The sequence below is a fragment of the Amycolatopsis sp. NPDC051106 genome, from assembly GCF_040682775.1.
Taxonomy (GTDB): domain Bacteria; phylum Actinomycetota; class Actinomycetes; order Mycobacteriales; family Pseudonocardiaceae; genus Amycolatopsis.
In genome coordinates this window covers 53,164-77,411 of record NZ_JBFBBQ010000023.1, presented here as the reverse complement: position 1 = coordinate 77,411, position 24,248 = coordinate 53,164, and the positions used below count along the sequence as shown (strand labels likewise).

The 24,248-nt window shown below is 71.9% G+C and carries 22 protein-coding genes; 14 read left to right on the top strand and 8 right to left on the bottom strand.

Annotation, left to right across the window (positions count from 1 at the left end):
* Nucleotides 1-23 precede the first annotated feature (23 nt).
* From phoA to AB0M83_RS19630, 3 genes are all read left to right on the top strand, one after another.
* Nucleotides 24-1,418: an alkaline phosphatase gene (gene phoA / locus AB0M83_RS19640; RefSeq protein WP_364518891.1), complete on the top strand. Its 1,395-nt coding sequence runs from the start codon at nt 24-26 to the stop codon at nt 1,416-1,418.
* Nucleotides 1,419-1,592: 174 nt separating this feature from the next.
* Nucleotides 1,593-2,702, top strand: a complete 1,110-nt coding sequence (locus tag AB0M83_RS19635) for a serine hydrolase domain-containing protein (protein ID WP_364518889.1) — start codon at nt 1,593-1,595, stop codon at nt 2,700-2,702.
* A gap of 35 nt (nt 2,703-2,737) precedes the next feature.
* Nucleotides 2,738-3,865 (top strand): serine hydrolase domain-containing protein, encoded by a 1,128-nt coding sequence (locus tag AB0M83_RS19630; protein WP_364518887.1) that lies wholly within the window; start codon nt 2,738-2,740, stop codon nt 3,863-3,865.
* A 252-nt stretch (nt 3,866-4,117) separates the two neighbouring features.
* Here AB0M83_RS19630 and AB0M83_RS19625 read toward each other — a convergent pair whose 3' ends face one another.
* Genes AB0M83_RS19625 through fmt form a run of 3 tightly spaced genes read right to left on the bottom strand, consistent with a single transcriptional unit; the run spans nt 4,118 to nt 6,959 of the window.
* Nucleotides 4,118-4,615: a flavoprotein gene (locus AB0M83_RS19625; RefSeq protein ID WP_364518885.1), complete on the bottom strand. Its 498-nt coding sequence runs from the start codon at nt 4,613-4,615 to the stop codon at nt 4,118-4,120.
* Nucleotides 4,612-6,036 (bottom strand): transcription antitermination factor NusB, encoded by a 1,425-nt coding sequence (locus tag AB0M83_RS19620; RefSeq protein WP_364518883.1) that lies wholly within the window; start codon nt 6,034-6,036, stop codon nt 4,612-4,614. Before AB0M83_RS19620 ends, AB0M83_RS19625 begins: the two co-directional genes overlap by 4 nt.
* Nucleotides 6,033-6,959: a methionyl-tRNA formyltransferase gene (gene fmt, locus AB0M83_RS19615; RefSeq protein ID WP_364518881.1), complete on the bottom strand. Its 927-nt coding sequence runs from the start codon at nt 6,957-6,959 to the stop codon at nt 6,033-6,035. Before fmt ends, AB0M83_RS19620 begins: the two co-directional genes overlap by 4 nt.
* A gap of 143 nt (nt 6,960-7,102) precedes the next feature.
* Between fmt and AB0M83_RS19610 the strand changes: the two genes are divergently transcribed.
* Entirely contained in the window at nt 7,103-8,062 is a 960-nt protein-coding gene (locus AB0M83_RS19610; protein WP_364518879.1) for a GNAT family N-acetyltransferase, read from the top strand.
* A 126-nt stretch (nt 8,063-8,188) separates the two neighbouring features.
* On the opposite strand, the gene AB0M83_RS19605 is transcribed toward AB0M83_RS19610, so the two are convergent.
* From AB0M83_RS19605 to AB0M83_RS19595, 3 genes are read right to left on the bottom strand one after another with little or no spacing between them, the layout of a single operon-like run.
* Entirely contained in the window at nt 8,189-8,968 is a 780-nt protein-coding gene (locus AB0M83_RS19605; RefSeq protein ID WP_364518877.1) for a purine-nucleoside phosphorylase, read from the bottom strand.
* On the bottom strand, nt 8,965-9,384 hold the full coding sequence (locus AB0M83_RS19600) for an ABA4-like family protein (protein WP_364518875.1): 420 nt from the start codon (nt 9,382-9,384) through the stop codon (nt 8,965-8,967). Before AB0M83_RS19600 ends, AB0M83_RS19605 begins: the two co-directional genes overlap by 4 nt.
* A complete protein-coding gene (locus AB0M83_RS19595) occupies nt 9,381-10,322 on the bottom strand; it encodes a hypothetical protein (protein WP_364518874.1) in 942 nt (313 codons plus the stop codon). The genes AB0M83_RS19600 and AB0M83_RS19595 overlap by 4 nt, the downstream gene beginning before the upstream one ends.
* 113 nt (nt 10,323-10,435) lie before the next feature.
* On the opposite strand from AB0M83_RS19595, the gene AB0M83_RS19590 reads away from it, so the two are divergent.
* Nucleotides 10,436-11,068, top strand: a complete 633-nt coding sequence (locus tag AB0M83_RS19590; RefSeq protein WP_364518956.1) for a MerR family transcriptional regulator — start codon at nt 10,436-10,438, stop codon at nt 11,066-11,068.
* Here the strand turns inward: AB0M83_RS19590 and AB0M83_RS19585 are convergent.
* Nucleotides 11,065-12,834 carry a serine/threonine-protein kinase gene (locus AB0M83_RS19585; protein ID WP_364518872.1) on the bottom strand — a complete coding sequence of 590 codons (1,770 nt, stop codon included), beginning with the start codon at nt 12,832-12,834 and terminating at the stop codon, nt 11,065-11,067. The genes AB0M83_RS19590 and AB0M83_RS19585 overlap by 4 nt on opposite strands.
* A gap of 96 nt (nt 12,835-12,930) precedes the next feature.
* On the opposite strand from AB0M83_RS19585, the gene AB0M83_RS19580 reads away from it, so the two are divergent.
* From AB0M83_RS19580 to AB0M83_RS19555, 6 genes are all read left to right on the top strand, one after another.
* Nucleotides 12,931-14,766, top strand: coding sequence for a methylmalonyl-CoA mutase family protein (locus AB0M83_RS19580; protein WP_364518870.1), 1,836 nt, complete (start codon nt 12,931-12,933; stop codon nt 14,764-14,766).
* A complete protein-coding gene (gene scpA / locus AB0M83_RS19575) occupies nt 14,763-16,931 on the top strand; it encodes a methylmalonyl-CoA mutase (protein ID WP_364518868.1) in 2,169 nt (722 codons plus the stop codon). The genes AB0M83_RS19580 and scpA overlap by 4 nt, the downstream gene beginning before the upstream one ends.
* Nucleotides 16,932-16,934: 3 nt before the next feature.
* Nucleotides 16,935-17,930 (top strand): methylmalonyl Co-A mutase-associated GTPase MeaB, encoded by a 996-nt coding sequence (gene meaB / locus AB0M83_RS19570; RefSeq protein WP_364518866.1) that lies wholly within the window; start codon nt 16,935-16,937, stop codon nt 17,928-17,930.
* A gap of 49 nt (nt 17,931-17,979) precedes the next feature.
* Complete coding sequence (locus AB0M83_RS19565) at nt 17,980-18,282, top strand: hypothetical protein (protein WP_364518864.1); 303 nt, start codon at nt 17,980-17,982, stop codon at nt 18,280-18,282.
* Nucleotides 18,283-18,479: 197 nt separating this feature from the next.
* Nucleotides 18,480-19,781, top strand: a complete 1,302-nt coding sequence (locus AB0M83_RS19560; protein WP_364518862.1) for an amidohydrolase — start codon at nt 18,480-18,482, stop codon at nt 19,779-19,781.
* 205 nt (nt 19,782-19,986) lie between these two features.
* Entirely contained in the window at nt 19,987-20,820 is an 834-nt protein-coding gene (locus tag AB0M83_RS19555) for a DUF559 domain-containing protein (protein WP_364518954.1), read from the top strand.
* Nucleotides 20,821-20,887: 67 nt separating this feature from the next.
* On the opposite strand, the gene AB0M83_RS19550 is transcribed toward AB0M83_RS19555, so the two are convergent.
* A complete protein-coding gene (locus AB0M83_RS19550) occupies nt 20,888-21,340 on the bottom strand; it encodes a gamma-glutamylcyclotransferase (RefSeq protein ID WP_364518860.1) in 453 nt (150 codons plus the stop codon).
* A gap of 128 nt (nt 21,341-21,468) precedes the next feature.
* Here AB0M83_RS19550 and AB0M83_RS19545 point away from each other — a divergent pair, with 128 nt between their 5' ends.
* The 3 genes from AB0M83_RS19545 (at nt 21,469) to AB0M83_RS19535 (ending at nt 24,187) form a co-directional block, all read left to right on the top strand.
* Complete coding sequence (locus AB0M83_RS19545) at nt 21,469-22,869, top strand: NAD(P)H-quinone dehydrogenase (protein WP_364518858.1); 1,401 nt, start codon at nt 21,469-21,471, stop codon at nt 22,867-22,869.
* Between the two features lie 72 nt (nt 22,870-22,941).
* A complete protein-coding gene (locus tag AB0M83_RS19540) occupies nt 22,942-23,403 on the top strand; it encodes a hypothetical protein (protein WP_364518857.1) in 462 nt (153 codons plus the stop codon).
* Nucleotides 23,404-23,623: 220 nt separating this feature from the next.
* Nucleotides 23,624-24,187 (top strand): hypothetical protein, encoded by a 564-nt coding sequence (locus tag AB0M83_RS19535; protein WP_364518855.1) that lies wholly within the window; start codon nt 23,624-23,626, stop codon nt 24,185-24,187.
* The last annotated feature ends 61 nt before the right edge of the window (nt 24,188-24,248 follow it).

The window sequence follows — 24,248 nt, the reverse complement described above, 5'->3', positions numbered from 1 at the left end:
CGAAGTCCCCGAAGAGGAGAAACATGGCTTCGCTGCTCACCGGCCGCCGCCGGTGGCTGGTCGCGGGCGCGCTCGGCGCCGCGCTGGTCGCCGCCGCCCCGGTCGCCCTGGCCACCAACGGCTCCGACAACGCTGACGCGCGCTCGTCGGCCGGTACCGGTGACCGCACCGCCGACGTCCGCTCCGCGATCCAAGGCGGCAGTGCCCGCAACGTCATCCTGTTCCTCGGTGACGGCATGGGCCAGTCGGAGATCACGTCGGCGCGCAACTACGAACGCGGCGCCGCCGGCCGGCTCGCGATGGACGAGCTGCCGCTGACCGGCGACTACACCACCTACGCGGTGGAGCAGAACAACCCCGGCAAGCCGAACTACGTGACCGACTCGGCCGCGTCCGGCACCGGCTGGGCCACCGGCGTCAAGACCTACAACGGCGCCATCTCCGTGGACGCGTACGGCAACCCCGTGCCGACGATCCTCGAGCTGGCCAAGCGCGGTGGCCTGCGCACCGGCGACGTCACCACCGCCGAGGTCCAGGACGCCACCCCGGCCGTGCTCGGCTCGCACGTCGTCAGCCGCGACTGCAAGGGCCCGGTCGAGACGACCGCGAAGTGCGCGGTCAACGCCAAGGAGAACGGCGGCGCCGGCTCGATCGCCGAGCAGCTCGTCCAGACCCGTCCCGACGTCCTGCTCGGCGGCGGCGCGAAGTACTTCAACCAGAAGGTCACGGCCGGGAAGTTCGCCGGCAAGACGGTGCTGGACCAGGCGAAGGCGGCCGGCTACAACGTCGTCAACACCGCCGCGGACCTGGCGGCGGCGAAGAAGGGCAAGCCGGTCCTCGGCCTGTTCGCCGACGGGAACATGCCGGTGAACTGGACCGGCCCGGCGGCGGTCCACGGCGGCACGGCGCCGGCGCGCTGCACCGCCAACCCGGCGCTGCCGAAGACCCAGCCGAAGCTGGCCGACCAGACCCGCAAGGCCCTGGAGCTGCTCGACGACCGCCACTCGGACAAGGGCTTCTTCCTGCAGGTCGAGGGCGCGAGCATCGACAAGCAGGACCACGCGGCCGACCCGTGCGGCCAGATCGGTGAGACGGTCGACTTCGACGCGGCGATCGCGGCGGGCACGGCGTTCGCCCGCAGCCACCCCGACACGCTGGTGCTGGTGACCGCCGACCACGGCCACAGCAGCCAGATCGTCGAGCCGACGGCCACCCCGGGTCTGACCGCCACGCTGATCACCAACGAGGGCGCGAACATGACCCTCGCGTACGGCACCGCGGAGCCCGGCGGCTCGCAGTCGCACACGGGCACCCAGGTCCGCATCGCGGCCATGGGCCCGCAGGCGGCCAACATCGTCGGCCTGACCAACCAGACCGACCTGTTCGGCACGCTGAAGCGGGCCCTGCGCCTGCGCTGACCCCGCGTAAAGCCGTGAATGTCGCATTGCGGGACGCTGAGTCCCGCAATGCGACATTCCCGGCCCTTGCCGGGTGGTAGGGCTGGCCCCCGAAGGTTTCCGGCGGCTTGCCCCATGCCCCCTGGTGGCTCGGCTCCCTAGGTTGGGAGCACCGAGACACCAGGGGGTTCTTCCATGCGGAAATCCTTATGTGGCAGGCGGATCGTCGCCGTCGGCACGCTCGTCGCGCTGCTGGCGGCGACCACCGCGGCACCCGCGCTCGCCGCGGTCGATCCGGTCCAGGACGCGCTCGACACGCTGACCGCGCAGGACGGCGTCCCGGGCGCCGAAGCCGTCGTCCAGGACGGCTCCCGGATGCGAGTCACGCGCAGCGGCACCGGGGACGTCGCCACCGGAAAACCGTTACCGCGCAACGGTTCCTTCCGCGCGGGCAGTGTGACGAAGTCGTTCGTCGCCACCGTGGTGCTCCAGCTCGTGGCCGAGGGCCGGGTCAACCTGGACGCACCGGTCGAGCGGTACCTGCCGGGGCTCCTGCCGGACCGGCGGATCACCGTGCGGCAGCTGCTGCAGCACACGAGCGGGCTGTACAACTACACCGACGACCTGCCGCTGAACGATCCGGAGACGATGCGCCACCGCGGCGCGGACCCGGGCGGGCTGGTGGCGATCGCGCTGAACCACCCCGCGCTGTTCCCGCCCGGCACGAGCTGGTCGTACTCCAACACCAACTACATCGTCGCGGGGATGCTCGGCGAACGCGTCACCGGGCACGCGCTGACCGACGAGATCGCCCGCCGGATCACCCGGCCGCTCGGCCTGCGCGACACCTACCTCCCGCGCCGCGGCGACGAGAAGCTGCCCGCGCCGCACGCCGTCGGCTACGTGTCGGTCCGCGGCAGCCTGGTCGACTTCAGCGACTACGAGACCACGATGGCGTGGGCAGCGGGCGGGCTCGTCTCGACCCCGGCCGACCTCGACCGTTTCTACGGCGCCCTGCTCGGCGGTCGCCTGCTGCGTCCGGCCGAACTGGCCGAGATGCGGCGCACGGTCCCGGCGAACCTCGGCGTCCCGGGGGCGCGTTACGGCTTGGGCCTGGGCAGCATCCCGTTGTCCTGCGGGGAGTTCTGGGGGCACGAAGGCGGGATCCTCGGCTTCACCAACCTGTCCGGCGTCGGCCCGGGCGGCCGCCGCGCGACGGTCGTGCTGAACCAGAACCCGACGCCGCCAGCGGCCAACCAGCACTTGCTCGCTGCCACCGACGCGGCGATCTGCTCAGTCCAGTGAGTCCACGCAACATCGAAACCCCAGGGGGCACTTTCATGCGCAAATCCTTGCACGGCAAGCGAATCGTCGCTTGCGGCACACTCGTCGCGCTCCTCGCGGCGACCACGGCGGCACCCGCGCTCGCCACCACCACGAACCCGCTGCAGCGGGCGCTCGACCGGGTCACCGTCCAGGGCGGCGCGCCCGGCGCCGAGGCCGTCGTCACCGACCACGGGCGCGTCACCGAGACGCGCAGCGGCACCGGCGACGTCACCACCGGGACGCCGTACCCGCGGAACGCGAAGTTCCGCGCGGGGAGCATCACGAAGACGTTCGTCGCGACCGTGGTGCTCCAGCTCGTCGCCGAGGGGAAGGTCGACCTCGACGCGCCGATCGAGCGCTACCTGCCCGGGCTGATCGCCGGGAACGGCAACGACGGCCGCGCGATCACCGTGCGTCAGCTGCTGCAGCACACCAGCGGGCTCTACAGCTACACCGACGACCTGCTGGCGACGGGCGACCTCGAGTCGCTGCGCCACCGCGGGGCCGAACCCGGCGAGCTCGTCGCCCTGGCGATGCACCACCCGCCGCTGTTCGCACCCGGCAGCTCGTGGTCCTACTCGAACACCAACTACATCGTCGCCGGGATGCTCGTCGAGAAGGTCACGCGGCACAGCGTCGCCGCCGAGATCACCCACCGGATCACCCGGCCGCTGGGCCTGCGCGGCACCTCCCTGCCGGGGCGCGGCGAGGAACTGCTGCCCGTGCCGCACGCGCGCGGGTACGTGCCGGGCGAGGAGAAGCTGCTCGACTTCACCGAGTTCGACCCGTCGATCGCCGGCGCCGCGGGTGCGCTCGTGTCGACCGGCCGGGACCTCGACACGTTCTACACCGCGCTGCTCGGCGGCCGCCTGCTGCGCCCCGCGCAGCTCGCCGAGATGCAGCGCACGGTCCCGGTGCCGGGCGGAACCGGCACGGACTACGGCCTCGGGCTGTTCCACCGGACCCTGCCGGACGGCACGCGCTACTGGGGCCACGGCGGCGACATCTTCGGTTTCGCCACGCTCGCCGGCGCCCTCGACGGCGGCCGCGGCGCCACCGTGTCGGCCAACGAGGATCCCCTCCCCGACACCGTGCGGGCCGACACCGAAGCGGCGTTCGAGGTGGCGCTGGCCCGGAGGTAGGCCGGGACCGCAGGCGTTCGTGGGCCGCGGTCGTGGGGCGCAGTCGCGGACCGCGGTCGTGCGCTGCGACGGCCGTGCCGTCCCCCGACCGGAGTTCGCCGTTCGCGAGCGGTGCGCCGGGCCGCGTGCGCCGCGCGCGGCCCGGAACTGTCGGTGCCCCCGGGTAATGTGGAAAACGGGGGGCGCCCCCGCGGGCCGCTCAAGGAACCCTTGCTGCGCGAGGAAGCTTGCTGCGCAAAGAAGCGGGCCGGCTCAGGGCAGCAGGTCGAGGGCCTCGGTCCACGGGCGGCCGATGTCGAGCCGGTGCAGCGTCACCCCGGCGCCCGCGAGGGTGTCGAGGTGGCGCTGCCACGCCGGGTGGTGCACCCGCGTGTCCTGGATCTGGTAGGCGACGACGATCGTGATCCCGGGCGCGCCGAGGACGTCACCGAGCACGGTCAGCGCCTGGTTGTCCGCGATGCCGAGCGCCAGCTTGGCGACCGAGTTGGCCGACGCCGGCGCGAAGAGGAACACCGCCGGGTCCGGGTGCGGCCGCGGCTCCCCCGGCAGCCGCGAGACGCTGCGGATCGGCAGGTCGGTCGCCGCGGCGACGTCGGCGAGGGCGCCCGTGGACTCCAGCCAGCGCATCGCGGTCGGCGTCAGGGTGATCGCCGGGCGCCAGCCGCGCTCGGCGGCGGGCCGGACCAGCTCGGCGGCGAACCGGGTGTCCAGCCCGCCGCACGAGCCGGCGACCAGCCCGAGATCCCTCACGGTTTGCGCAGCACGGCGCAGAACATCGCGTCGGTGCCGTGGCGGTGCGGCCACAGCTGCACGTACGGCCCGTCACCGAGCTCCGGCACGCCGGGGAAGAACTCCCGCGAGTCCACCACTTCGGCCTTGAGGCGTCGGGCCGTCTCCGTCAGCACGCCTTCGGTCTCGGCCAGGTGCGGCGAGCAGACGACGTACGTGAGCGCGCCGCCCGGCCGCAGCAGCGCGTACGCCGCGGTGATCAGCTCGCCCTGCAGCTTGGTCAGGTCCGCGACGTCGGACGGCTGCCGCCGCCAGCGTGCCTCGGGCCGCCGCCGCAACGCGCCGAGCCCGCTGCACGGCGCGTCGACCAGGATCCGGTCGTAGCCCGGCTCCAGGCCGCTTTCGCGCCCGTCGGCGACGTGCACCTTCACCGGCAGCCCGGTCGTGGCCTTCTCGACGAGCTTCGCGCGGTGCGGTGCCTTCTCGACGGCGTCCACGGTCGCCCCGCTCAACGCGGCCAGCGCGCCGAGCAGCGCCGCCTTGCCACCGGGGCCGGCGCAGAGGTCGAGCCAGCGCTCGTCGGTGCCCTCGACGGGCACCTTCGTCGCGGCGATCGCGCACAGCTGGCTGCCCTCGTCCTGCACCGCGGCCAGCCGCTCGCGGATCGGCTCCGCGTCGCCCGGGTCACCCGCGCCCGCGGGCAGCCGGACGCCGTAGGGCGAGTACGGCGCCGGGTCGCCGCCGGTGATCGCCGCCAGCTCGTCGGCGCTGATCTCGCCGGGCCGGGCGACGAGGTGCACCTCGGGCCGGGCGTCGTCGGCTTCGAGCGCGGCCTTGAGGCCCTCGCCCTTGTCCCCCAGCGCTTCGGCGAACGAGCGGGCGATCCAGCGCGGGTGCGCGGTGCGCAGCGCGAAGGCCCCGATCGGGTCGGTGGCCTCGTCCGGCGCGACCTCGTCCAGCCAGGCGGCTTCGTCCTTTTCGGACACCTTGCGCATGATGGCGTTCGCGAAACCGGTGGCCCACGAACCGGCTTCGGCCCGCACGAGGTCCACAGTGGACGTCACGGCGGCGTGCTCCGGGATGCGGGTGCGCAGCAGCTGGTAGACGCCGAGGCGCAGCGCGTCCAGCACCACCGGGTCGGTCTTGGCCAGCGGCCGCTCGGCGCACGACTCGATGACGGCGTCGAGCAGGCCCTGGGCCCGCGACGTGCCGTACGCGAGCTCGGTCGCCAGCGCCGCGTCCCGGCCGCCGATCCGCCGCTCGCGCAGCAGGTCCGGCAGGACGAGGTTGGCGTAGGCGTCCTTCTCCCGGACCGCGCGCAGGACGTCGAACGCGGCCTGGCGGGCCGGGTCCACCTCCGGCGGGCGGCGCGGGCCTTCCTTGCGCGGTGCCGGGCGGCCCCGCATCGGCCGTGACGGCCGGCGTTCCCTGTTGTCGTTCACCGGAGGCGTTCTCCCTGGTCGATCCTGGTTCCGCGGGCCCAGTCGGTGGCCGCCATCCGTTTCTTGCCGGGTGCTTGGACGTCGCCGAGCCGCAGAGGCTTCGTCGCCGTGCCGACCAGCACCCGCTTGCGTTCGACCACGATCTCGCCCGGCGGCGGGCCGGGTTCGTCGAGCACCGTGACCGGGCCGAGCTTGAAGCGTTCGCCTCGGAACTCCGCCCACGCACCCGGCTCCGGCGTGACCGACCGGATCTGCCGGTCGACCGCCGAGGCCGGGTCGGCGAAGGACACGCGTGCGTCCTCGACGGTCACCTTCGGCGCGTAGCTGAGGCCCTCGGCGGGCTGCTCGCGCGCGACGAGGCTGCCGTCGGCCAGACCGTCCATGGTGGACAGCAGCAGCTTGGCGCCGGACTCCGAAAGCCGTCCGAGCAGGCTGCCCGCCGTGTCGGTCGCGCCGATCGTCTCGGTGACGACGCCGAAGACCGGGCCCGCGTCCAGCTCCTTGACGATCCGGAAGGTCGACGCGCCGGTGATCTCGTCGCCGGCGCGGATCGCGGCCTGCACCGGCGCCGCGCCCCGCCACGCGGGCAGCAGCGAGAAGTGCAGGTTCACCCAGCCGAGGCGCGGGATGTCGAGGGCGGCCTGCGGCAGCAACGCGCCGTAGGCGACGACCGGGCAGGCGTCCGGCGCCAGCTCGGCCAGCCGGGCGAGAAAGGCCGGGTCGCCGGCGCGCGCGGGCGTCAGGACCTCGATGCCGCGGGAGTCGGCGAGGGCGCCGACCGGGGAGCGGACGACCCGGCGGCTGCGGCCGGCCTGGGCGTCGGGCCGGGTGACGACGGCGACGACCTCGTGGCGGCCGGAGTCGAGCAGTGCGCGCAGCGCGGGGACGGCCGGCTCGGGGGTGCCGGCGAAGACGAGCTTCATCGGCCGGCCCCCGGCGGGAGCGGGGAGGATTCACGTGGCTGGAACATCGGGGACGAGTCTAGAAGGCTCTCATGATCACGGCGCGCTCGCGCCCGCCGGGAAACCGGGCGACAGCCCGCGCGGGCCCGGCTAGCGTCGCCGGTATGCCCGGACGATCATCTTCCCTGACCTGGCGGCCGCTCACCCGCGACGACGCCCAGGCGTCGGCCGACCTCCTCAACGCCATCGAAACCGTCGACCGGATCGGCGAGCACTACACCGCCGAGGACACCCTCACCGAGCTGGCCGACCCCTACGCGGACCTGGAGCGCGGGAGCCTCGCGGCCTTCGACGGCGACGCGATGATCGGCTACATGAAGCTCCGCTACAAGCCGTCCGCCGACGAGGTCCACCGGGTCTTCCTGGACGGCGGGGTCCACCCGGCCCACCGCCGCCGGGGTGTCGGCACCGCGCTCGTCGAGGCCGGGGTCGCGGCGGCGAAGGTGCTGCACGCCCGGCATCACCCAGGCCGGCGGCTCGCGGTGGACGTCCACCGGCCCGAGCACATCGCCGGGCTCGCCGAGCTGATGCGGTCCCAGGGCTTCGCGCCGGCCCGGTACTTCCAGCGCATGGAGCACCCGCTCGGGGACGTGGCGCCGGTGGACGAGCCGCGGATCGAGCCGTGGTCGGCGGCGACGGACGAGGACTTCCGGCGGGTCCGGAACGAGGCGTTCGAGGACGTCTGGGGTGCGGTGCCGATGCCCGCCGACCTGTGGCGGAACAAGATCACCAACCAGACGTTCCGGCCGGAGGTCAGCTTCCTGCTCCGCGACGCGGCCGGGGCGCCGGCGGGCCTGCTGGTGACGATGTCGTGGGACGCCGACACCGAGGCGACCGGGATCCGCGACGCGCACTTCATGGTCGTCGGGACGCTGCGGGAGCACCGGAAGCGCGGGGTCGCCTCGGCGCTGCTGGCGCACGCGTTGCGCGCGGCGGCGGAGCAGGGCTACGACCAGGCGAGCCTGGTCGTCGACTCGGCGAGCCCGTCCGGAGCGTCCGGGGTCTTCGAGAAGGCCGGCTTCGTACCGAAGACGCGCTACGTCCGCTGGGCCCTCGAAGCCTGATCCCGAGCGCCCCAATGTGGCGTTGGTTGCGTCCCACGCACCCAATGTGGCGTTCGGTGCGTCTGACGCACCGAAGGCCGCCTTGGGTGCGTCAGACGCAACCAAGGCCACATTGGGGCGCTCGGGTCAGGCGCGGGTGACGAGCTCGCGCAGCAGGGTGCCCATCTGCGTCGCCGCCGCGCGGCCCGCTTCCAGGACTTCCTGGTGGTTCAGCGGCTCGCCGGTCATCCCGGCGGCCAGGTTCGTCACCAGCGACAGGCCGAACACCTCGACGCCGGCCGCGCGCGCCGCGATGGCCTCGAGGACCGTCGACATGCCGACGAGGTCCGCGCCCAGCGTGCGCAGCATGTGGATTTCCGCCGGCGTCTCGAAGTGCGGCCCGGTCAGGCCCGCGTAGACGCCTTCCTCCAGCGACGGATCGATCTCCTGCGCGATCTTCCGCAGCCGCGCCGAGTACAGGTCGGTCAGGTCGACGAAGTTCGCGCCGACGATCGGTGAGCGCGCGGTCAGGTTCAGGTGGTCGGAGATCAGCACCGGCTGCCCCACCCGGAAACCCTGGCGCAGCCCGCCCGCCGCGTTGGTCAGCAGCACGGTCCGGACGCCGGCCGCCGCCGCGGTGCGCACGTTGTGCACCACCGGGTCGATGCCCTTGCCCTCGTAGAAGTGCGTCCGCCCGAGCAGCACCAGGACGTTCTTGTCCCCGACCTTCAGCGAGCGGATGGTGCCGCCGTGGCCCACCGCGCCGGGCGTGGTGAAGCCGGGCAGTTCGGCGAACGGGATCTCCGTCTCGCACTCCCCGATGACGTCCGCCGCCGGGCGCCAGCCCGATCCCAGGACCACCGCGATGTCGTGCGCGTCCACGCCGGTGCGCTTGGCGATGGCGGCCGCGGCCTCGTGTTCACTCATGCGAGGGAGCGTATCCGGACGCTCCGCACCACCAGGAACACCACCAGCCCGAACGGCGAAAGGAAGATCGTCAGCACCAGGATCGGGCTCACGATCCACGGCGAGATCTCCCGGGCCCTCGCCTCGAAGTACATCCACCGCGCGATGAACAGGTCGAACGCGATGAGGTGCGCCCAGACGAGCCCGGCACCCCACGGCGTCGCCAGGATCGCCTGCAGGACGCCGAGGTCGGGCCGGAGCATCGCCTGTCCCCACTCGCCGAGGTGGGGCACGGCGAGCGCGAAGTAGCTGACGAGCGGCAGCAGCGGCACCCACGGCGACGCCATGATCCGCGCCGTCCACCGCCACTTCGGCGCCAGGATCAGCAACGCCCAGAACGGCGCCGCGAGCGGGAACGCCAGGCCGAAGAGGGTCATCGGACACGCACCGCGGCCCACGACCCCAGCCCGACGGCGGCCACCAGCACCGCGAACGCGCCCAGCGTCGTCGCGTCCGGGTGCACGATCGACTGCGCCCGCAGGGCCTGCCAGGTGACCAGCGCGGTCAGCCCGGCGTACCCGGCCGCGCCGATCAGGACGAGCCGCGTGCGGACGACGTCGTCGCGCAGCCGGGCGAAGCGCGGGGCCAGTGCCGTCAGCGCGATGGCGAGCAACGGCAGCAGCTGCAGCGCGTGCATCCCGACGAAGTGCGGGATCCGCAGGTCGCCGGCGACCGTGCTCCAGCCGAGGATCGGCAGGCCGGGGCCGCCGTCGGCGAGCCCGACGGTGTGCGCGCCGACCATGTCCGGGGTGCCGCCCGTCTTCCACTGCGCGAGCTGCTGCGCGGTCGGGTTCGTCATCAGGATGCCCAGCGAGAGCCCCGCCAGCGACAAGACGGCGCCGGCGCGCACGGCCCAGAAGCTCGCCCGGTCGTCGATCTTCGTGAACATCACCAGCACGGTCAGCACCAGCGTCGCGCCGAACAGGCCGATGATCATCTTGCCCATGACGCTGTAGATGGTGGCGTCCAGCGGGGTCGCGTTGTTGAAGTGGCTCGCCCGGCCGCGCGCGGCCTGGAACACGAGCAGCACGTACTCGAGGGCGAAGATCAGCACCAGGAAGTTCGTCAACCAGCCCGCCGTGCGCCGGAACCGCGGCAGCAGCGAGACGAGCCAGCTCCAGGTGGCGAAGTAGAGCGCGCCGGAGATGGCGAACTTGAGCGGCTTCGCCCAGATCGGGGCGCCGGCCAGGGTCCGCTGGTCGACGAGCAGCGCGGCGACGCACAGCACCGCGATCACCCCGAAGGTGGCGGCCGCCAGCGCGGACGGCCGGTGCCACCCGCGCGCTCTGCTCCGGACGTCGGCAAGGATGGTCATGGTTCCTCCCATAACGGATAGTCATGCTCTCCGTTATGGGAAGTTAAACTATCCATACTGAGAAGTCGTCAGGGTTGTCCCGGAGGCCGACCCTGGGATCGGAGCGGATGCGCATGCGGATGGCCGAACTGAGCGCCGAATCGGGGGTGCCGGTCGCGACCGTCAAGTACTACCTGCGCGAAGGCCTGCTCCCGCCGGGCGAGCGCACCAGCCCCAACCAGGCGCGGTACTCGGCGGAACACGTCCAGCGGCTCCGGCTGGTCAAGGCACTGACGGAGGTCGGCGGCCTGCCGCTGGCGTCGGTCGGCGCCGTCCTGCAGGCGATCGACGGCAACGCCACCCCGCACGAGACGATGGGCGTCGTCCAGGAAGAGCTGGCCGGCGACCCGCCGAAGGTGTCCGACGAAGCCGCCGAGTGGGCGACCGCGCTCCTGCAGGACCTCTCCCACCGCCACGGCTGGAAGTGGCACGGATCGGAGAACCGGGCGATCGGCAACCTGATCGCCGCACTCGCGACGGCGAAGGAGCTCGGGCACGAGAAGCTCGCCGAGCGGCTGGACGAGTACTGCGTGCTGGCGCTGCGCGTCGCCGTGCTGGACGTCGAGGTCGTGACGGGGCTGACGTCGTTCGACAAGATCATCGAGGCCGGCCTGGTCGCCACGGTCCTGGGCGACCGGATCTTCACGGGACTGCGCCACCTCGCGCAGGAGTCCGTGTCCTTCGAGGTGCTGAACCGGGCGCCTTAGTCCGAAACCTGCAGCGTGGGTGCCACGCGGTCGAAGACGTCCACCTGGCCCGCGGACTCCTGCTCGGCCGGCACGGTGACCGACAGGATCCACAGGCTCAAGCCGGCCTGGACCAGCTTCACAAACGTCACTCGGGTGCCCCCGCTGCCGTCACCCTTGGCCGCCGCGCCGCCCTCGGCCAAGCGGTAGGTCACCGTGGCGCTCTTGCCGTCGGCCGACTTCGACGGCGCGAAGAGCTCGAGCTCGCTGCCCTGGTAGGACCCCCGCAGCCAGCCGAGGTAGTCCTCGTAGCTGTCGAACTGGTCGAAGTACTTCGCCAGCCGCTCCAGGCGCAGGGACCGGCGCCCGTCCGGCGAGACGTACTGGACGGCCAGGCTCAGCCCGAACTTGGTGTTGTGCGGGGCGACGAACCGCTGCCAGCCCTCCGGCACGTCGAGGCCGTACTGCCCGCCGTCGTTGTTCAGGGCGCTGCCGTTGCCGGTCTGGTGCACCAGCGTCGGCGGCGGCACCCGGGTGGGCCCGTTCGGTGTGCTCGCCGGTTCGGCCGCCGGGGGCAGCAGTGACTGCCCGCCGACCGTCCTGGCCAGCGCGAACCCGCCGCCCGCGGCCAGCAGGAAGAGCAGGATCGCCACGGCCACGAGCACGGCGCTCGCGCGGGCGGTGCGCCGGCCTGCCGGTCGCGGCGGCGGCGCGACGAACAGCGTCGCCGGTTCCGGCGAAGGCGCGGGTGCCGGCGCCGGGGCGGGCGGGCGCAGGAACGGCAGCGGGCCCGGGTCGGTGGCGAGCTCGCTGCTCGACCCCTCGGCCTTCTTCTCCGCCTTCCCCGGCTTCTCGGGCAGGACGGTCTTGATCACCTGCGTGTCGGTCGCGTCCGGCTGCGCGGACGTCTTCTTGCCGTCCGGGGTGCGGAACAGCTCGGGTCCGAACAGGTCGAGCGGCGTCTTCGACTGCAGCGGGTAGAGCCGGTGGCGGACCTCGCGCAGGGTGATCCGGTCGCCGGGCTCCTTCTTCATCAGCGCGGAGATGACGTCGGCGAGCGGTCCGGCCTTCGGCTTGGGCACCTTGCCGTTGACGACCTTGCCGACGGTCTCCAGGGGGTCGCCGTCGGCGTCGTACGGCGGCGCGCCCTCGACCGCGGCGAACAGCGTCGCGCCGAGGCCCCAGAGGTCGGCGGCCGGGACGACCGCGCCGCCGGAGGCGACCTCAGGCGCGATGTAGGCGGGGGAGCCCAGCATGATCCCGGTGCGGGTCATGGTGGCTTCGGAGACGTTGCGCGCGATGCCGAAGTCGGTCAGCTTGATCCGGCCGTCGCTGGCGACCAGGACGTTGCCCGGCTTGACGTCGCGGTGGGTGATCCCGGCGGCGTGCGCGGCCTCGAGCGCGGACGCGACGGCGATGCCGACCGCGGCGGCCTGCCCGACGGTCAGCGGCCCGTGGTCGCGCAGGATGTGCGCCAGGCTGCGCGAGGGCAGCAGCTCCATGACCACGAACGGCTGGTCGTCCTCGCGCGCGACGTCGTGCAGGATGATCACGTTCGGGTGGGAGAGGACGGCGATCGCGCGGGCCTCGCGCAGCGTCCGCTCCCGCAGCTCGTCGGCCTGCGAAGAGGGGATGCCCGGCGGCACCTTCATCTCCTTGACGGCCACCTGCCGGTGCAGGAACTCGTCGTAGGCCGACCAGACGGTGCCCATCGACCCCGAACCCAGCACCGAGCGCAGCCGGTAGCGACCGGCGACCAGTCGTGTCTCTTCGCTGGAGGGGGGCACCCCCTGATTGTGTCGTACCCGGCTGACCCTTAGCTGCCTAGGGGCGCGACTAGAGTCACAGGTCGGACGCGGCCGGTGCCTCTACCATCACTGGGTATGACTGAAGTGGCCGGTCCGGAGTCAGCGCCGATCTCCGACCTCGATCTCGCGGCCGAGTTCCCGCAGGCGACGCGCGAGCAGTGGCAGGAGCTCGTGGCCGGGGTCCTGCGCAAGAGCGGCAAGCTGCCGGAGGACTTCTCGGGCGCGCCGGAGAGCAAGCTCGTCACGCGGACCTACGACGGGATCGAGATCCAGCCGCTGTACACGGCCGAAGACGTACCCGGCGAAACCGGGTTCCCGGGACTGCCGCCGTTCGTGCGAGGGTCCCGCCCGGACGGCCGGATCAGCACGGGCTGGGACGTCCGGGCCCGGTTCACCGGTGCGGACGCCCGCGAGGTCAACCGCGCGATCCTCGCCGACCTCGAGGGCGGCGTGACGTCGATCTGGCTGTCCGTCCCGCCCGCGTCGATCGCCGACGCGCTCAACGAGGTCTACCTCGACCTGGCGCCGGTCGTGCTGGACGCGGGTGCTTCGTACGAAGAGGCTGCTTCGGAGCTGCTGGCGCTGTTCGACGAACGCGAGATCCCGGCGAGCGAAGCCACCGCGGTGCTCGGTGCCGACCCGATCGGGCTCGCGGCGCGCATCGGCTCGGCCGCCGTGCTCGAACCGGCCGCCGCGCTCGCCGCGCGTGTCGCCGGGAAGTACCCGAAGGTGCGCACCATCGTCGCCGACGGCCTGCCGTTCCACCAAGCGGGCGGGTCGGACGCGCAGGAGCTGGGCGCGCTCGTCGCCGCCGGCGTCACCTACCTGCGTTCGCTGACGGACGCGGGCCTCGACGCCGAAACCGCGGCCGGCCAGCTGGAGTTCCGGATCGCCGCGACCGCCGACCAGTTCTCCACCATCGCGAAGCTGCGCGCGGCCCGCCGCCTGTGGGCCCGCGTCGCCGAGGTGTGCGGCTTCTCTTCGCCGATGCGCCAGCACGCCGTGACGTCGCCGTCGATGCTGACCAGGCGCGATCCCTGGGTGAACATGCTGCGCACGACGGTCGCCTGCTTCGGCGCGGGTGTCGGCGGCGCGGACGCGGTCACGGTGCTGCCGTTCGACGCCGCGATCGGCAAGCCCGACGCGTTCTCCGCACGGATCGCCCGCAACACCCACGCCGTGCTGCTGGAGGAGTCCAAGCTGGCCGGCGTGGCCGATCCGGCGGGCGGCTCCTGGTACGTCGAGAAGCTCACCGACGACCTCGCGCACGCCGCCTGGGCCGAGTTCACCGCCATCGAGGGCGCCGGCGGCCTGGTCGCCGAGCTGTCGTCCGGCGCGCTGGCCGGGCGGCTCGCCGAGACGTGGGAGAAGCGCGCGAAGCGGATCGCCACCCGGCGCGACCCGCTCACCGGCGTCAGCGAGTTCCCGAACCTGGCCGAGAAGCCGGTGGTCAGGACGCCGCTCGGGTCCCCTGTGGACGGTGGGCTGCCGCGGCACCGGTACGCCGAAGGCTTCGAGGCCCTGCGCGACGCGTCCGACGCCTACCTGGCCGAGCACGGTGAGCGGCCGAAGATCTTCCTGGCCACGCTCGGCCCGGTGGCCGCGCACACCGCGCGGGCCGGCTTCGCCGCCAACCTGTTCCAGGCGGGCGGGATCGAGGCCGTCAACCCGGGCGCGACCGACGACCTGCCTGGTGCGTTCCGCGCGTCCGGCGCCAGGATCGCCTGCCTCTGCGGCACCGACGACGCCTACGCGGCGCAGGCCGCCGAGGTGGCGGCCGCGCTGGGAGCCGACCACGTCCTCCTGGCCGGAAAAGGCGAGTTCGACGGCGTCGACGGCAACGTCTTCGCCGGGTGCGACGCCCTGGAAGTCCTGACCGGTCTGCACGCCAAGCTGGGAGTTTCGCGATGACCATCCCGAACTTCGCCGACGTCGGCCTCGGATCGCCCGAGCCGGCCGACCGCGACGCCTGGGCGCGCGCGGTGGAGGCCGCCACCGGCAAGGGCCCGGACGCGCTGGCCTGGGAGACGCCCGAGGGCATCGGCGTCAAGCCGGTCTACACCGCCGCCGACCTGTCCGATGTGGACTTCCTGGGCACGTACCCCGGCATCGCGCCCTTCCTGCGCGGGCCCTACCCGACGATGTACGTCAACCAGCCGTGGACCATCCGCCAGTACGCCGGGTTCTCCACGGCCGAGGAGTCCAACGCCTTCTACCGGCGCAACCTCGCCGCCGGCCAAAAGGGTCTCTCGGTCGCCTTCGACCTGGCCACCCACCGCGGCTACGACTCCGACCACCCGCGCGTCTCCGGCGACGTCGGCATGGCGGGCGTCGCCATCGACTCCATCTACGACATGCGCCAGCTCTTCGACGGGATTCCCCTCGACAAGATGTCGGTGTCGATGACGATGAACGGCGCGGTGCTGCCGGTGCTCGCCCTGTACGTCGTCGCGGCCGAGGAGCAGGGGGTGAAGCCGGAGCAGCTCGCGGGGACCATCCAGAACGACATCCTCAAGGAGTTCATGGTCCGCAACACCTACATCTACCCGCCGCAGCCGTCGATGCGGATCATCTCCGACATCTTTTCCTACACCTCGCAGCACATGCCGAAGTACAACTCGATCTCCATCTCCGGCTACCACATGCAGGAAGCCGGGGCGACCGCCGACCTCGAGCTGGCCTACACCCTCGCCGACGGCGTCGAGTACATCCGCTCCGGTGTCGACGCCGGGCTGAGCGTCGACAAGTTCGCGCCCCGGCTGTCGTTCTTCTGGGCGATCGGCATGAACTTCTTCATGGAGGTCGCGAAGCTGCGCGCGGCGCGTCTCCTGTGGGCGAAGCTGGTCAAGGGCTTCGACCCCCAGTCGCCGAAGTCGCTTTCGCTGCGGACGCACTCCCAGACGTCCGGCTGGTCGCTGACCGCGCAGGACGTCTACAACAACGTCGTCCGCACCTGCGTCGAGGCGATGGCCGCGACCCAGGGCCACACGCAGTCGCTGCACACCAACGCCCTCGACGAGGCCCTCGCGCTGCCGACGGACTTCTCGGCGCGGATCGCCCGCAACACCCAGCTGCTGCTGCAGCAGGAGTCCGGCACGACGCGCGTGATCGACCCGTGGGGCGGTAGCGCCTTCGTGGAGAAGCTGACCTACGACCTCGCGCGCAAGGCGTGGGGTCACATCAGCGAGGTCGAGCAGGCCGGCGGCATGGCCAAGGCGATCGACGCGGGCATCCCGAAGCTGCGCATCGAGGAGGCCGCGGCCCGCACCCAGGCCCGGATCGACTCGGGCCGGCAGCCCGTGATCGGCGTCAACAAGTACCAGGTCACGAGCGACGAAGACATCGAAGTGCTCAAAGTGGACAACGCGGGTGTCCGGACGCAGCAGCTCGAGAAGCTGCGACGCCTTCGCGAAGAGCGTGACTCCGCCGCCACCGAAGACGCGTTGCGGCGGCTCACCGAAGGCGCCGGGAACGGCGGCAACCTCCTTGAGCTGGCCATCGGCGCGGCGCGCGCGAAGGCCACCGTCGGCGAGATCTCCGACGCGTTGGAGAAGCTCTGGGGCCGGCATTCCGGGCAGATCCGGACGATTTCGGGCGTCTACCGCGAAGAGGTGGGTAAGTCGCAGAACGTCGAGAAGGCTCGTCAGCTGGTCGAAGAGTTCGCCGCGGAGGAAGGTCGCCGGCCCCGGATCCTCGTCGCGAAGATGGGCCAGGACGGCCACGACCGCGGTCAGAAGGTGATCGCCACCGGCTTCGCCGACATCGGCTTCGACGTCGACGTCGGCCCGCTGTTCTCCACCCCGGCCGAGGTGGCGCGGCAGGCGATCGAGGCGGACGTGCACGTCGTCGGCGTGTCGTCGCTGGCCGCCGGGCACCTTTCGCTGGTGCCCGCGCTGCGCCACGAGCTCGCCGAGCTGGGTCGCGAGGACATCATGGTCGTGGTCGGCGGCGTCATCCCGCCGCAGGACTACCCGGCGCTGCGCGAGGCCGGGGCGGCGGCGATCTTCGGGCCGGGCACGGTGCTCGCGGACGCGGCCATCGACCTGCTCGGCCAGCTGACGGCGCAGGAGTCCTGACCCTTGCCGCGCAAGGTCGACGTCACCGCCTACGCCAAGGGCGTCCTGGCGGGGGACCGCGGCACGCTGTCGAAGGCGATCACGCTGGTCGAGTCGCAGCGGGAGGACCACCGGGCCCAGGCACAGGAGCTGTTGGTCGAGCTGCTGCCTTCGTCCGGTGGCGCGCGGCGGATCGGCATCACGGGCGTTCCTGGGGTCGGCAAGTCGACATTCATCGACCAGCTGGGCACCGACCTGACCTCGGCCGGGCACCGCGTCGCCGTGCTGGCGGTCGACCCGTCGTCGACGCGCACCGGCGGGTCCATCCTCGGTGACAAGACCCGGATGGCGCGCCTGGCGGTCGACGAACGGGCGTTCATCCGGCCGTCGCCGACGTCCGGGACGCTGGGCGGCGTCGCCCGGGCGACCCGCGAGACGATCGTGCTGATGGAAGCCGCCGGCTACGACACCGTCCTGGTCGAGACCGTCGGGGTCGGACAGTCCGAAGTGACCGTCGCGAACATGGTCGACTGCTTCCTGTTCTTGACGCTCGCTCGCACGGGCGACCAGCTGCAGGGCATCAAGAAGGGCGTGCTGGAGCTCGCCGACGTCATCGCCGTCAACAAAGCCGACGGCGACCACGAACGGGACGCTCGCCGTGCGGCCCGGGAGCTTTCGGGCGCGTTGCGGATGATCTACGGGCCCGAGGCGTCGTGGACGCCGCCGGTGCTCACCTGCAGCGGCCTGCACAACCTGCGCCTGGACGAGGTCTGGGGCGCGATCGAGAAGCACCGCGAGACGCTCACGGCGTCCGGCGAGCTCGACGAGCGGCGCCGGCGGCAGCAGGTCGACTGGACGTGGGCGATGGTGCGCGAACAGTTGCTGAGTCGCCTGGCGGCACATCCGGACGTGCGAACGGTCGTTCCCGACGTCGAACGGGCGGTGCGCGACGGTGAGCTGACGGCTACCCTCGGTGCTCAGCGGATCCTCGACGCGTTCGGTCCACCGCGCGGTGGCTGACGCACCGGCGTTCCGCGGGCAGAATGCCTGGTGACGGCGAAGGGATGACATGGCGAAACTGCGGGGTCTGGTCCTGGCCGGGGTGCTGGGCGCGGTGCTGTTCAGCGCGTCGCCGGCGTCCGCCGAACCGGTGCGTCAGGCGGCCGTCACGGTGACGGTGGCGCACGCGGCCGTCGCGCCGGCCCCGGCGCAGACCCAGCCGCCCGGCCCGGTCCTCGACCCGGCCCAGACGGACAAGGCGAACACCGAAAAGACCAAGAACAAGCTGATCGCCGGCGTGGTCGCGGTGGCGCTGCTCGCCATCGTGATCTGGGGCAGGCGGGTCCGTTCGAAGAAGGCCAAGAGCTCGTGACGCGTTCGGCTTTGCCGAACTACTGCACGCCGTTCAACGCAGATCCGGTACCGGCCATCTAGGACGGCCGTTTCCGAGGCGCGCGTTGCCGCCTGCATGGTGCACGATCGTCTGCAAATGCGTACGACAGATCGATCGGCACGTTGCGTGACCCCAGCCGCTGCCCGGGTTACCCGTGTTGCGGGAGGAGGTGTGGCGTGACGGTGCTCGACTCACGACCGGACGTTCCAGGCGACCCCCACGGGCGCATCATCAACCCCATGGAGGGGTCCGAAGCGCTCATTTCCGAAGCCGGCGTAAGCATGGCTCCCGTGGAGGACCTTGGTGCGGGCCGCGGCCCGTTCTGGCTGGACGACTGGCTGCGCGCCAACGCGACCGACGTGCTCGCGTGGCGCCGGCACATCCACGCCCACCCGGAGCTGTCGCGGCACGAGTTCGCGACCACGGAGCTGGTCGTCACGCTGCTGCGCTCCGTCGGGCTCAAGCCGTGGGTGCTGCCCGGCGGCACCGGCGTCGTCTGCGACATCGGCAGCGGCGAGCGGTGCGTGGCGCTGCGGGCGGACATGGACGCCCTGCCGCTCACCGAGGCGACCGGGCTGCCCTACGCGTCGACCGTCGAGGGCGCGGCCCACATGTGCGGCCACGACGCCCACACGGCGATCCTGCTCGGCGCGGCCCGCGCCCTGGCCGGCGCGCCGGAGCTCCCGGGGCGCGTGCGGCTGATCTTCCAGCCCGCCGAGGAGGTCATGCCCGGCGGCGCGCTGGACATGATCGCGGCGGGCGCGCTGGACGGTGTCGAGCGGATCTACGGCCTGCACGTGGACCCGCGTCTCGAGGTGGGCAAGGTCGGGATGCGCGTCGGCGCGCTGACGTCGGCGGCGGACCTGATCGAGCTGCGGCTGACGTCGCCGGGCGGTCACACGTCCCGCCCGCACCTGACCGCCGACCTGGTCCACGCGCTGGGCACGGTCATCACGTCCCTGCCCGCGGTGCTCTCGCGCCGGGTCGACCCCCGTTCCGGCACGGTGCTGGTGTGGGGCGCGGTCCACGCGGGCCAGGCGGCCAACGCGGTCCCGCAGGACGGCGTCCTGCGCGGCACGCTGCGCACGGCCGACCACGAGGTCTGGACGTCGCTGGAGCCGCTGGTGGCGTCGTCGGTGGAGTCACTGCTGGCGCCGACGGGGGTGGGCTTTTCGCTGGACTACCGCCGCGGCGTCCCGCCGGTGGTGTCCGACGCGGACTCGACGGCCCTGATGCGCGCCGGCGTCGAAGCGGCCCTGGGCGAAGGCGCGGTGGCCTCGACAGAGCAGTCCTCGGGTGGCGAGGACTTCGGCTGGTACCTGGAGCACATCCAGGGAGCTTTCGCCCGGTTGGGCGTTTGGTCCGGTTCGCCGGAACCCCAGTCCGACATCCACCGCCCCACGTTCATCCTGGACGAACGAGCCCTGCTCTGCGGAGTCCGAACCCTGGTCCACACAGCCCTAACCACCCTCGCCTAACGAGTTCCGGCTCCAATCACGCGAGTTCCGTCCTCAATCACGCGAGTTCGGAGTTACGCACACGAGTTGTCCACAGGTAGACCGAGTTATCCACAGCTTGAGAATGAGGCTCTTCCCTTGGTTGGCGAAGGGCCTCATTCTCGTTGATGTGATCACTTGGGGAGGGCGACACGGAGCCGTTTCACGCCGCGAGGCCGACAAGGTCTTGGGGCGGCGGGCGGTGCTCGAAGGGCTGGCCACCGGCGTGCTCGCGCAGCCGTGGCGCGGCGTGGTCATCCACGCGGCAGACGCGCTCAATCTCGCGACCCTGGCCCAGGCCGCACTGATCGCGGTGGGTCCGCCTGCCGCTCTGTCCGGCGCAACTTCCCTTGCTCTGCACGGGATTTCGGTGATCGACGATGCTGCTGTGCACCTCACCGTGCCCTATGCCAGGCGGGTGGAGTCGAGGCCGGGGTTGGTCATCCATCGAGCCGAATTCACGGAGTTCGACGTAGTCGAACTCGATGGGCTGAAGGTCTTCTCGCTCGACTTCGCCCTCGCCGATTTCCTCTGCGATGGCGACAAGCGAACCGCGTTCGCCGCGCTCGAACAGGCCATGCGCGGGCTCTCGGCCGACCACTGCCGGAGGCTTCGCGACAACGTCCGTGACCGGGTTTTGGACCGCCGGAGCAAGCGAGGTATCCACAGGGCGCAGATGCTCCTGGCGCTCGCCACAGGCAAGGCCGAATCGCCGCCGGAGAGCATCCTCCGGCTCGTCGTGGTCGAGGCAGGGTTCCCGGTGCCGGAGGCTCAGTTCGAGATCACCGACATCGACGGCCGCAAGTTGTACGTGCTCGACATCGCCTGGCCGGCGCTCCGCATTGCGCTGGAGTACGACGGCTTCGCGGCTCATGAAGACCGGCAGGAGCGGGACACCGAACGCGACCGGCGGTTGGCCGGCCGGGGATGGGTCACGATCCGAGCGACCGCGGCCGATCTCCGCGACCCGAGTCGAGTGCTCGCCGAACTGGAGACTTGCTTCGCGCGACGAGCGGCGTAACTCGCGTGATCGAGCCCGTCACCAGCGTGATTGGGACCGTAACTCGCGTGATTGGAGGCGGAACTCGTTAGCCGGTGATGCCGGAGCAGGGGCGGGTACGCAGGTCGTCGACGTAGTCGGCGGGGGCTCCGGCGGCCTCGGCGGCGTCGGCCAGCACGCCCAGGTAACGCGCCGAAGGCAGGCCACCCTCGTAGGCGTCCAGGACGTAGAGCCAGGCCAGCACCGAGCCGTCCATCGTCTGGACCCGTAACCGGATCTTCGAGTGGATCCCCAGCTCGCCGCCTTCCCAGCGGTCCAGGCCCGCCTCGTCCAGCGACGTCACGTCGTACAACACGACGAAGACCCGGGAACCCGGGTCCTCGACGATCGTCGCCAGGGCACCTTCCCAGCCGAGGTCCTCGCCGCCGAAGGTCAGGCGCCACCCCTCCAGCCAGCCGGTGCCGGCCATCGGAGAGTGCGGCGCGCGCTCCAGCATCTGGGCGGGCTCCATGTTCGATCCGTACGCGGCATACAACGGCACGCCGACAGCGTAGCGACACCTCGCTGACCCGAGTGGACGTACTCGCCGTGTTCGCCCACTTCAGTGTCCGGTCACCTTCGCCGCGTACGGTGAGAGCACCGCACGCACGCACTCGGAGGAGGACCCAGGTGACCAGGATCGTGATCATGGGCGGGGGCCCGGCCGGCTACGAAGCCGCGCTGGTCGCAGCCCAGCACGGGGCCGACGTCACGATCGTCGAACGGGACGGCCTCGGTGGCGCGTGCGTCCTCTACGACTGCGTCCCGTCGAAGACGTTCATCGCGAGCTCGGGCGCGCTGGCGAAGATGCACGACCTCGGCGAGCTCGGCATCAACACCGACATGGCCGACACGAGCATCGACCTCCCGACCGTCCACGGCCGGGTGAAGGGCCTCGCGCTCGCCCAGTCGGCCGACATCCGCGCCCGCGTCCAGCGTGAAGGCGTCCGCGTCGTCGTCGGCGAAGCCCGCTTCTGCGACGAAGAGCCCGGCCTCGCGACCCACAAGGTCGCCGTGACGACGCAGGAGGGCACCGAGAAGCTGCCCGCCGACGTCGTCCTGATCGCCACCGGCGCCACCCCGCGCGTCCTGCCCGGCGCCGTGCCCGACGGCGAGCGCATCCTCGACTGGCGCCAGCTCTACGAGCTCGAGGAGCTCCCCGAGCACCTCGCCGTGATCGGCTCGGGCGTCACCGGCGCCGAGTTCGCCTCCGCCTACACCGAGATGGGCGTCAAGGTCACCGTCGTCTCCAGCCGCGACCGCGTCCTCCCGCACGAGGACGCCGACGCCGCCGCGGTGCTCGAGGAGGTCTTCTCGCAGCGCGGCACGACCGTCGCCAAGCAGGCGCGCGCCGACCGCGTCGAGCGCACCGAAAAGGGCGTCGAGATCTTCCTCGCCGACGGCCGCGTGATCGAAGCCAGCCACGCGCTGATGACCGTCGGATCGGTCCCCAACACCAAGGACATCGGCCTCGACAAGGTCGGCATCTCGCCCGGCCCCGGCGGGTTCATCACCGTCGACCGCGTTTCGCGCACCTCCGTTCCGGGGATCTACGCCGCCGGCGACTGCACCGGCGTGCTCATGCTCGCCTCGGTGGCGAGCATGCAGGGCCGCATCGCGATGTGGCACGCGCTGGGCGAGGGCGTCGCGCCGATCAAGCTCAAGACCGTCGCCGCCAACGTGTTCACCCACCCGGAGATCGCCACCGTCGGCATCAGCCAGCAGGCGATCGACTCCGGCGAGGTGCCCGCGCGCACCATCATGCTGCCCTTGGCCACCAACGCGCGCGCGAAGATGGAGGGCCTCCGCCGAGGCTTCGTGAAGCTGTTCTGCCGCCCCGCCACCGGCGTCGTCGTCGGTGGAGTCGTCGTGGCGCCACAGGCGAGCGAGCTCATCCTTCCCATTGCGCTCGCCGTCCAGAACCAGCTCACAGTGGACCACCTGGCACTGACATTTTCGGTGTACCCGTCGCTGTCGGGCTCGATCACCGAGGCCGGGCGCCAGCTCATGCGCCACGACGATCTCGACTGATCCGTTACGCAACCCCTTCGCACCCGTCGCGTCTTGTCGGTTGTACGGCTGAAGGACGCGAAGGGTGCGAAGGTGCGCAAGACGGTGGTTTTCGTTGTGGCAGCGGTGATCGGGGCGACGACGCTGGCTGGGCCGGCGCAAGCGCAGCAGCAGAGTCCCAGTCCGACGCCGAGCGCCGCGCCGGCGAAGGGCAGCGTCCAGCTCAACGTCAACACCGCGATCAACCAGTCGCTCGTGGGCAAGTACGTCCGTGACGCGCCGAACGTCGCGCTGGCCAAGTGCGAAGGTGCTTCGCCGAAGTTCTCTTCGCCGGCGCTGACCTTCTCCAACTACACCCCGGGCCCGTTCATGGGCGCCGACGCGAACATCAGCGCCGACGCCGCACTCAACCCGGGTACCCCGGCCGGAACGTACCCGCTGACCGTGACCTGCGGCGACCAGACGTACAGCACCCAGTTCTCGGTGCCCGCGCCGCAGGTTTCGAAGGTGCCTTCCGGTGCCGCGAAAGCGGGCGACGGCAGCATGGCCGGCTGAATCCGCACAACACGAACCACCTCGGAGCCGCGCTCCGGGGTGGTTTTTTCATGGGTTCCCGACGCGCGATTTCGCGACGTATTCGTGACCTGCTAGCGCAACCTTCCGCAGGTGGAGACGTCTCTAGGTGCACAAGCAAGCGGACGAAGCCGAAGCAGGGGGAACTGCGAACGGCGTCCACATCCTTGCTTTGTTCGCGCATTCCACCGGGGAGAAAAGAATGAAGAACACAGCTGTCGTCGCGGGTATCGCCGCGGCCTTCCTCGTCCTCGCGCCCGGCGTGGCGCTCGCGAGCACCTCGCCGAGCGCGAGCCCCACTCCGGGCACCACCGCCAAGCCGGCCGCGCCCAAGCTCACCATCGCCCCGGGCCACGGGGTGCCCGGCACGGAGGTGCGGCTCACCGTCGGCTGCGAGGGCGAGGCTTACGTCACCTCCAGGGCGGTCGACGCCTTCGCGGACGCCGATCCGAAGGGCTCGGTGCGGGCCTACACGGGGGTCGTGCGCGACGTCCGCGCCGGTGAGTACCCGGTCAACCTGCGCTGCCACCCCCGGGACGGCCGTCCCGACACCTTCGTCGACGTGCCGTTCGTCGTGGACCGGGTGACCACGAAGAGCCCGGCCGGCAAGCAGGTGACCAAGGTGCCGGCGGGCGCGCCGCAGACCGGCGGCACCGACGGTCCGGCCGACGACTCCGGCGCACCGCTCGCGGCCGCGGCGGCCATGGGCGTCCTCGCGCTCGGCGGCAGCGGCCTGGTGCTGGCCCGGCGGGCTCGGCGCCGCTGACGTCCCGAGGGGAGCGGGGGTAGCGTCTGGGCGGCCCAACCGATCGGGCCGCCCAGACGTG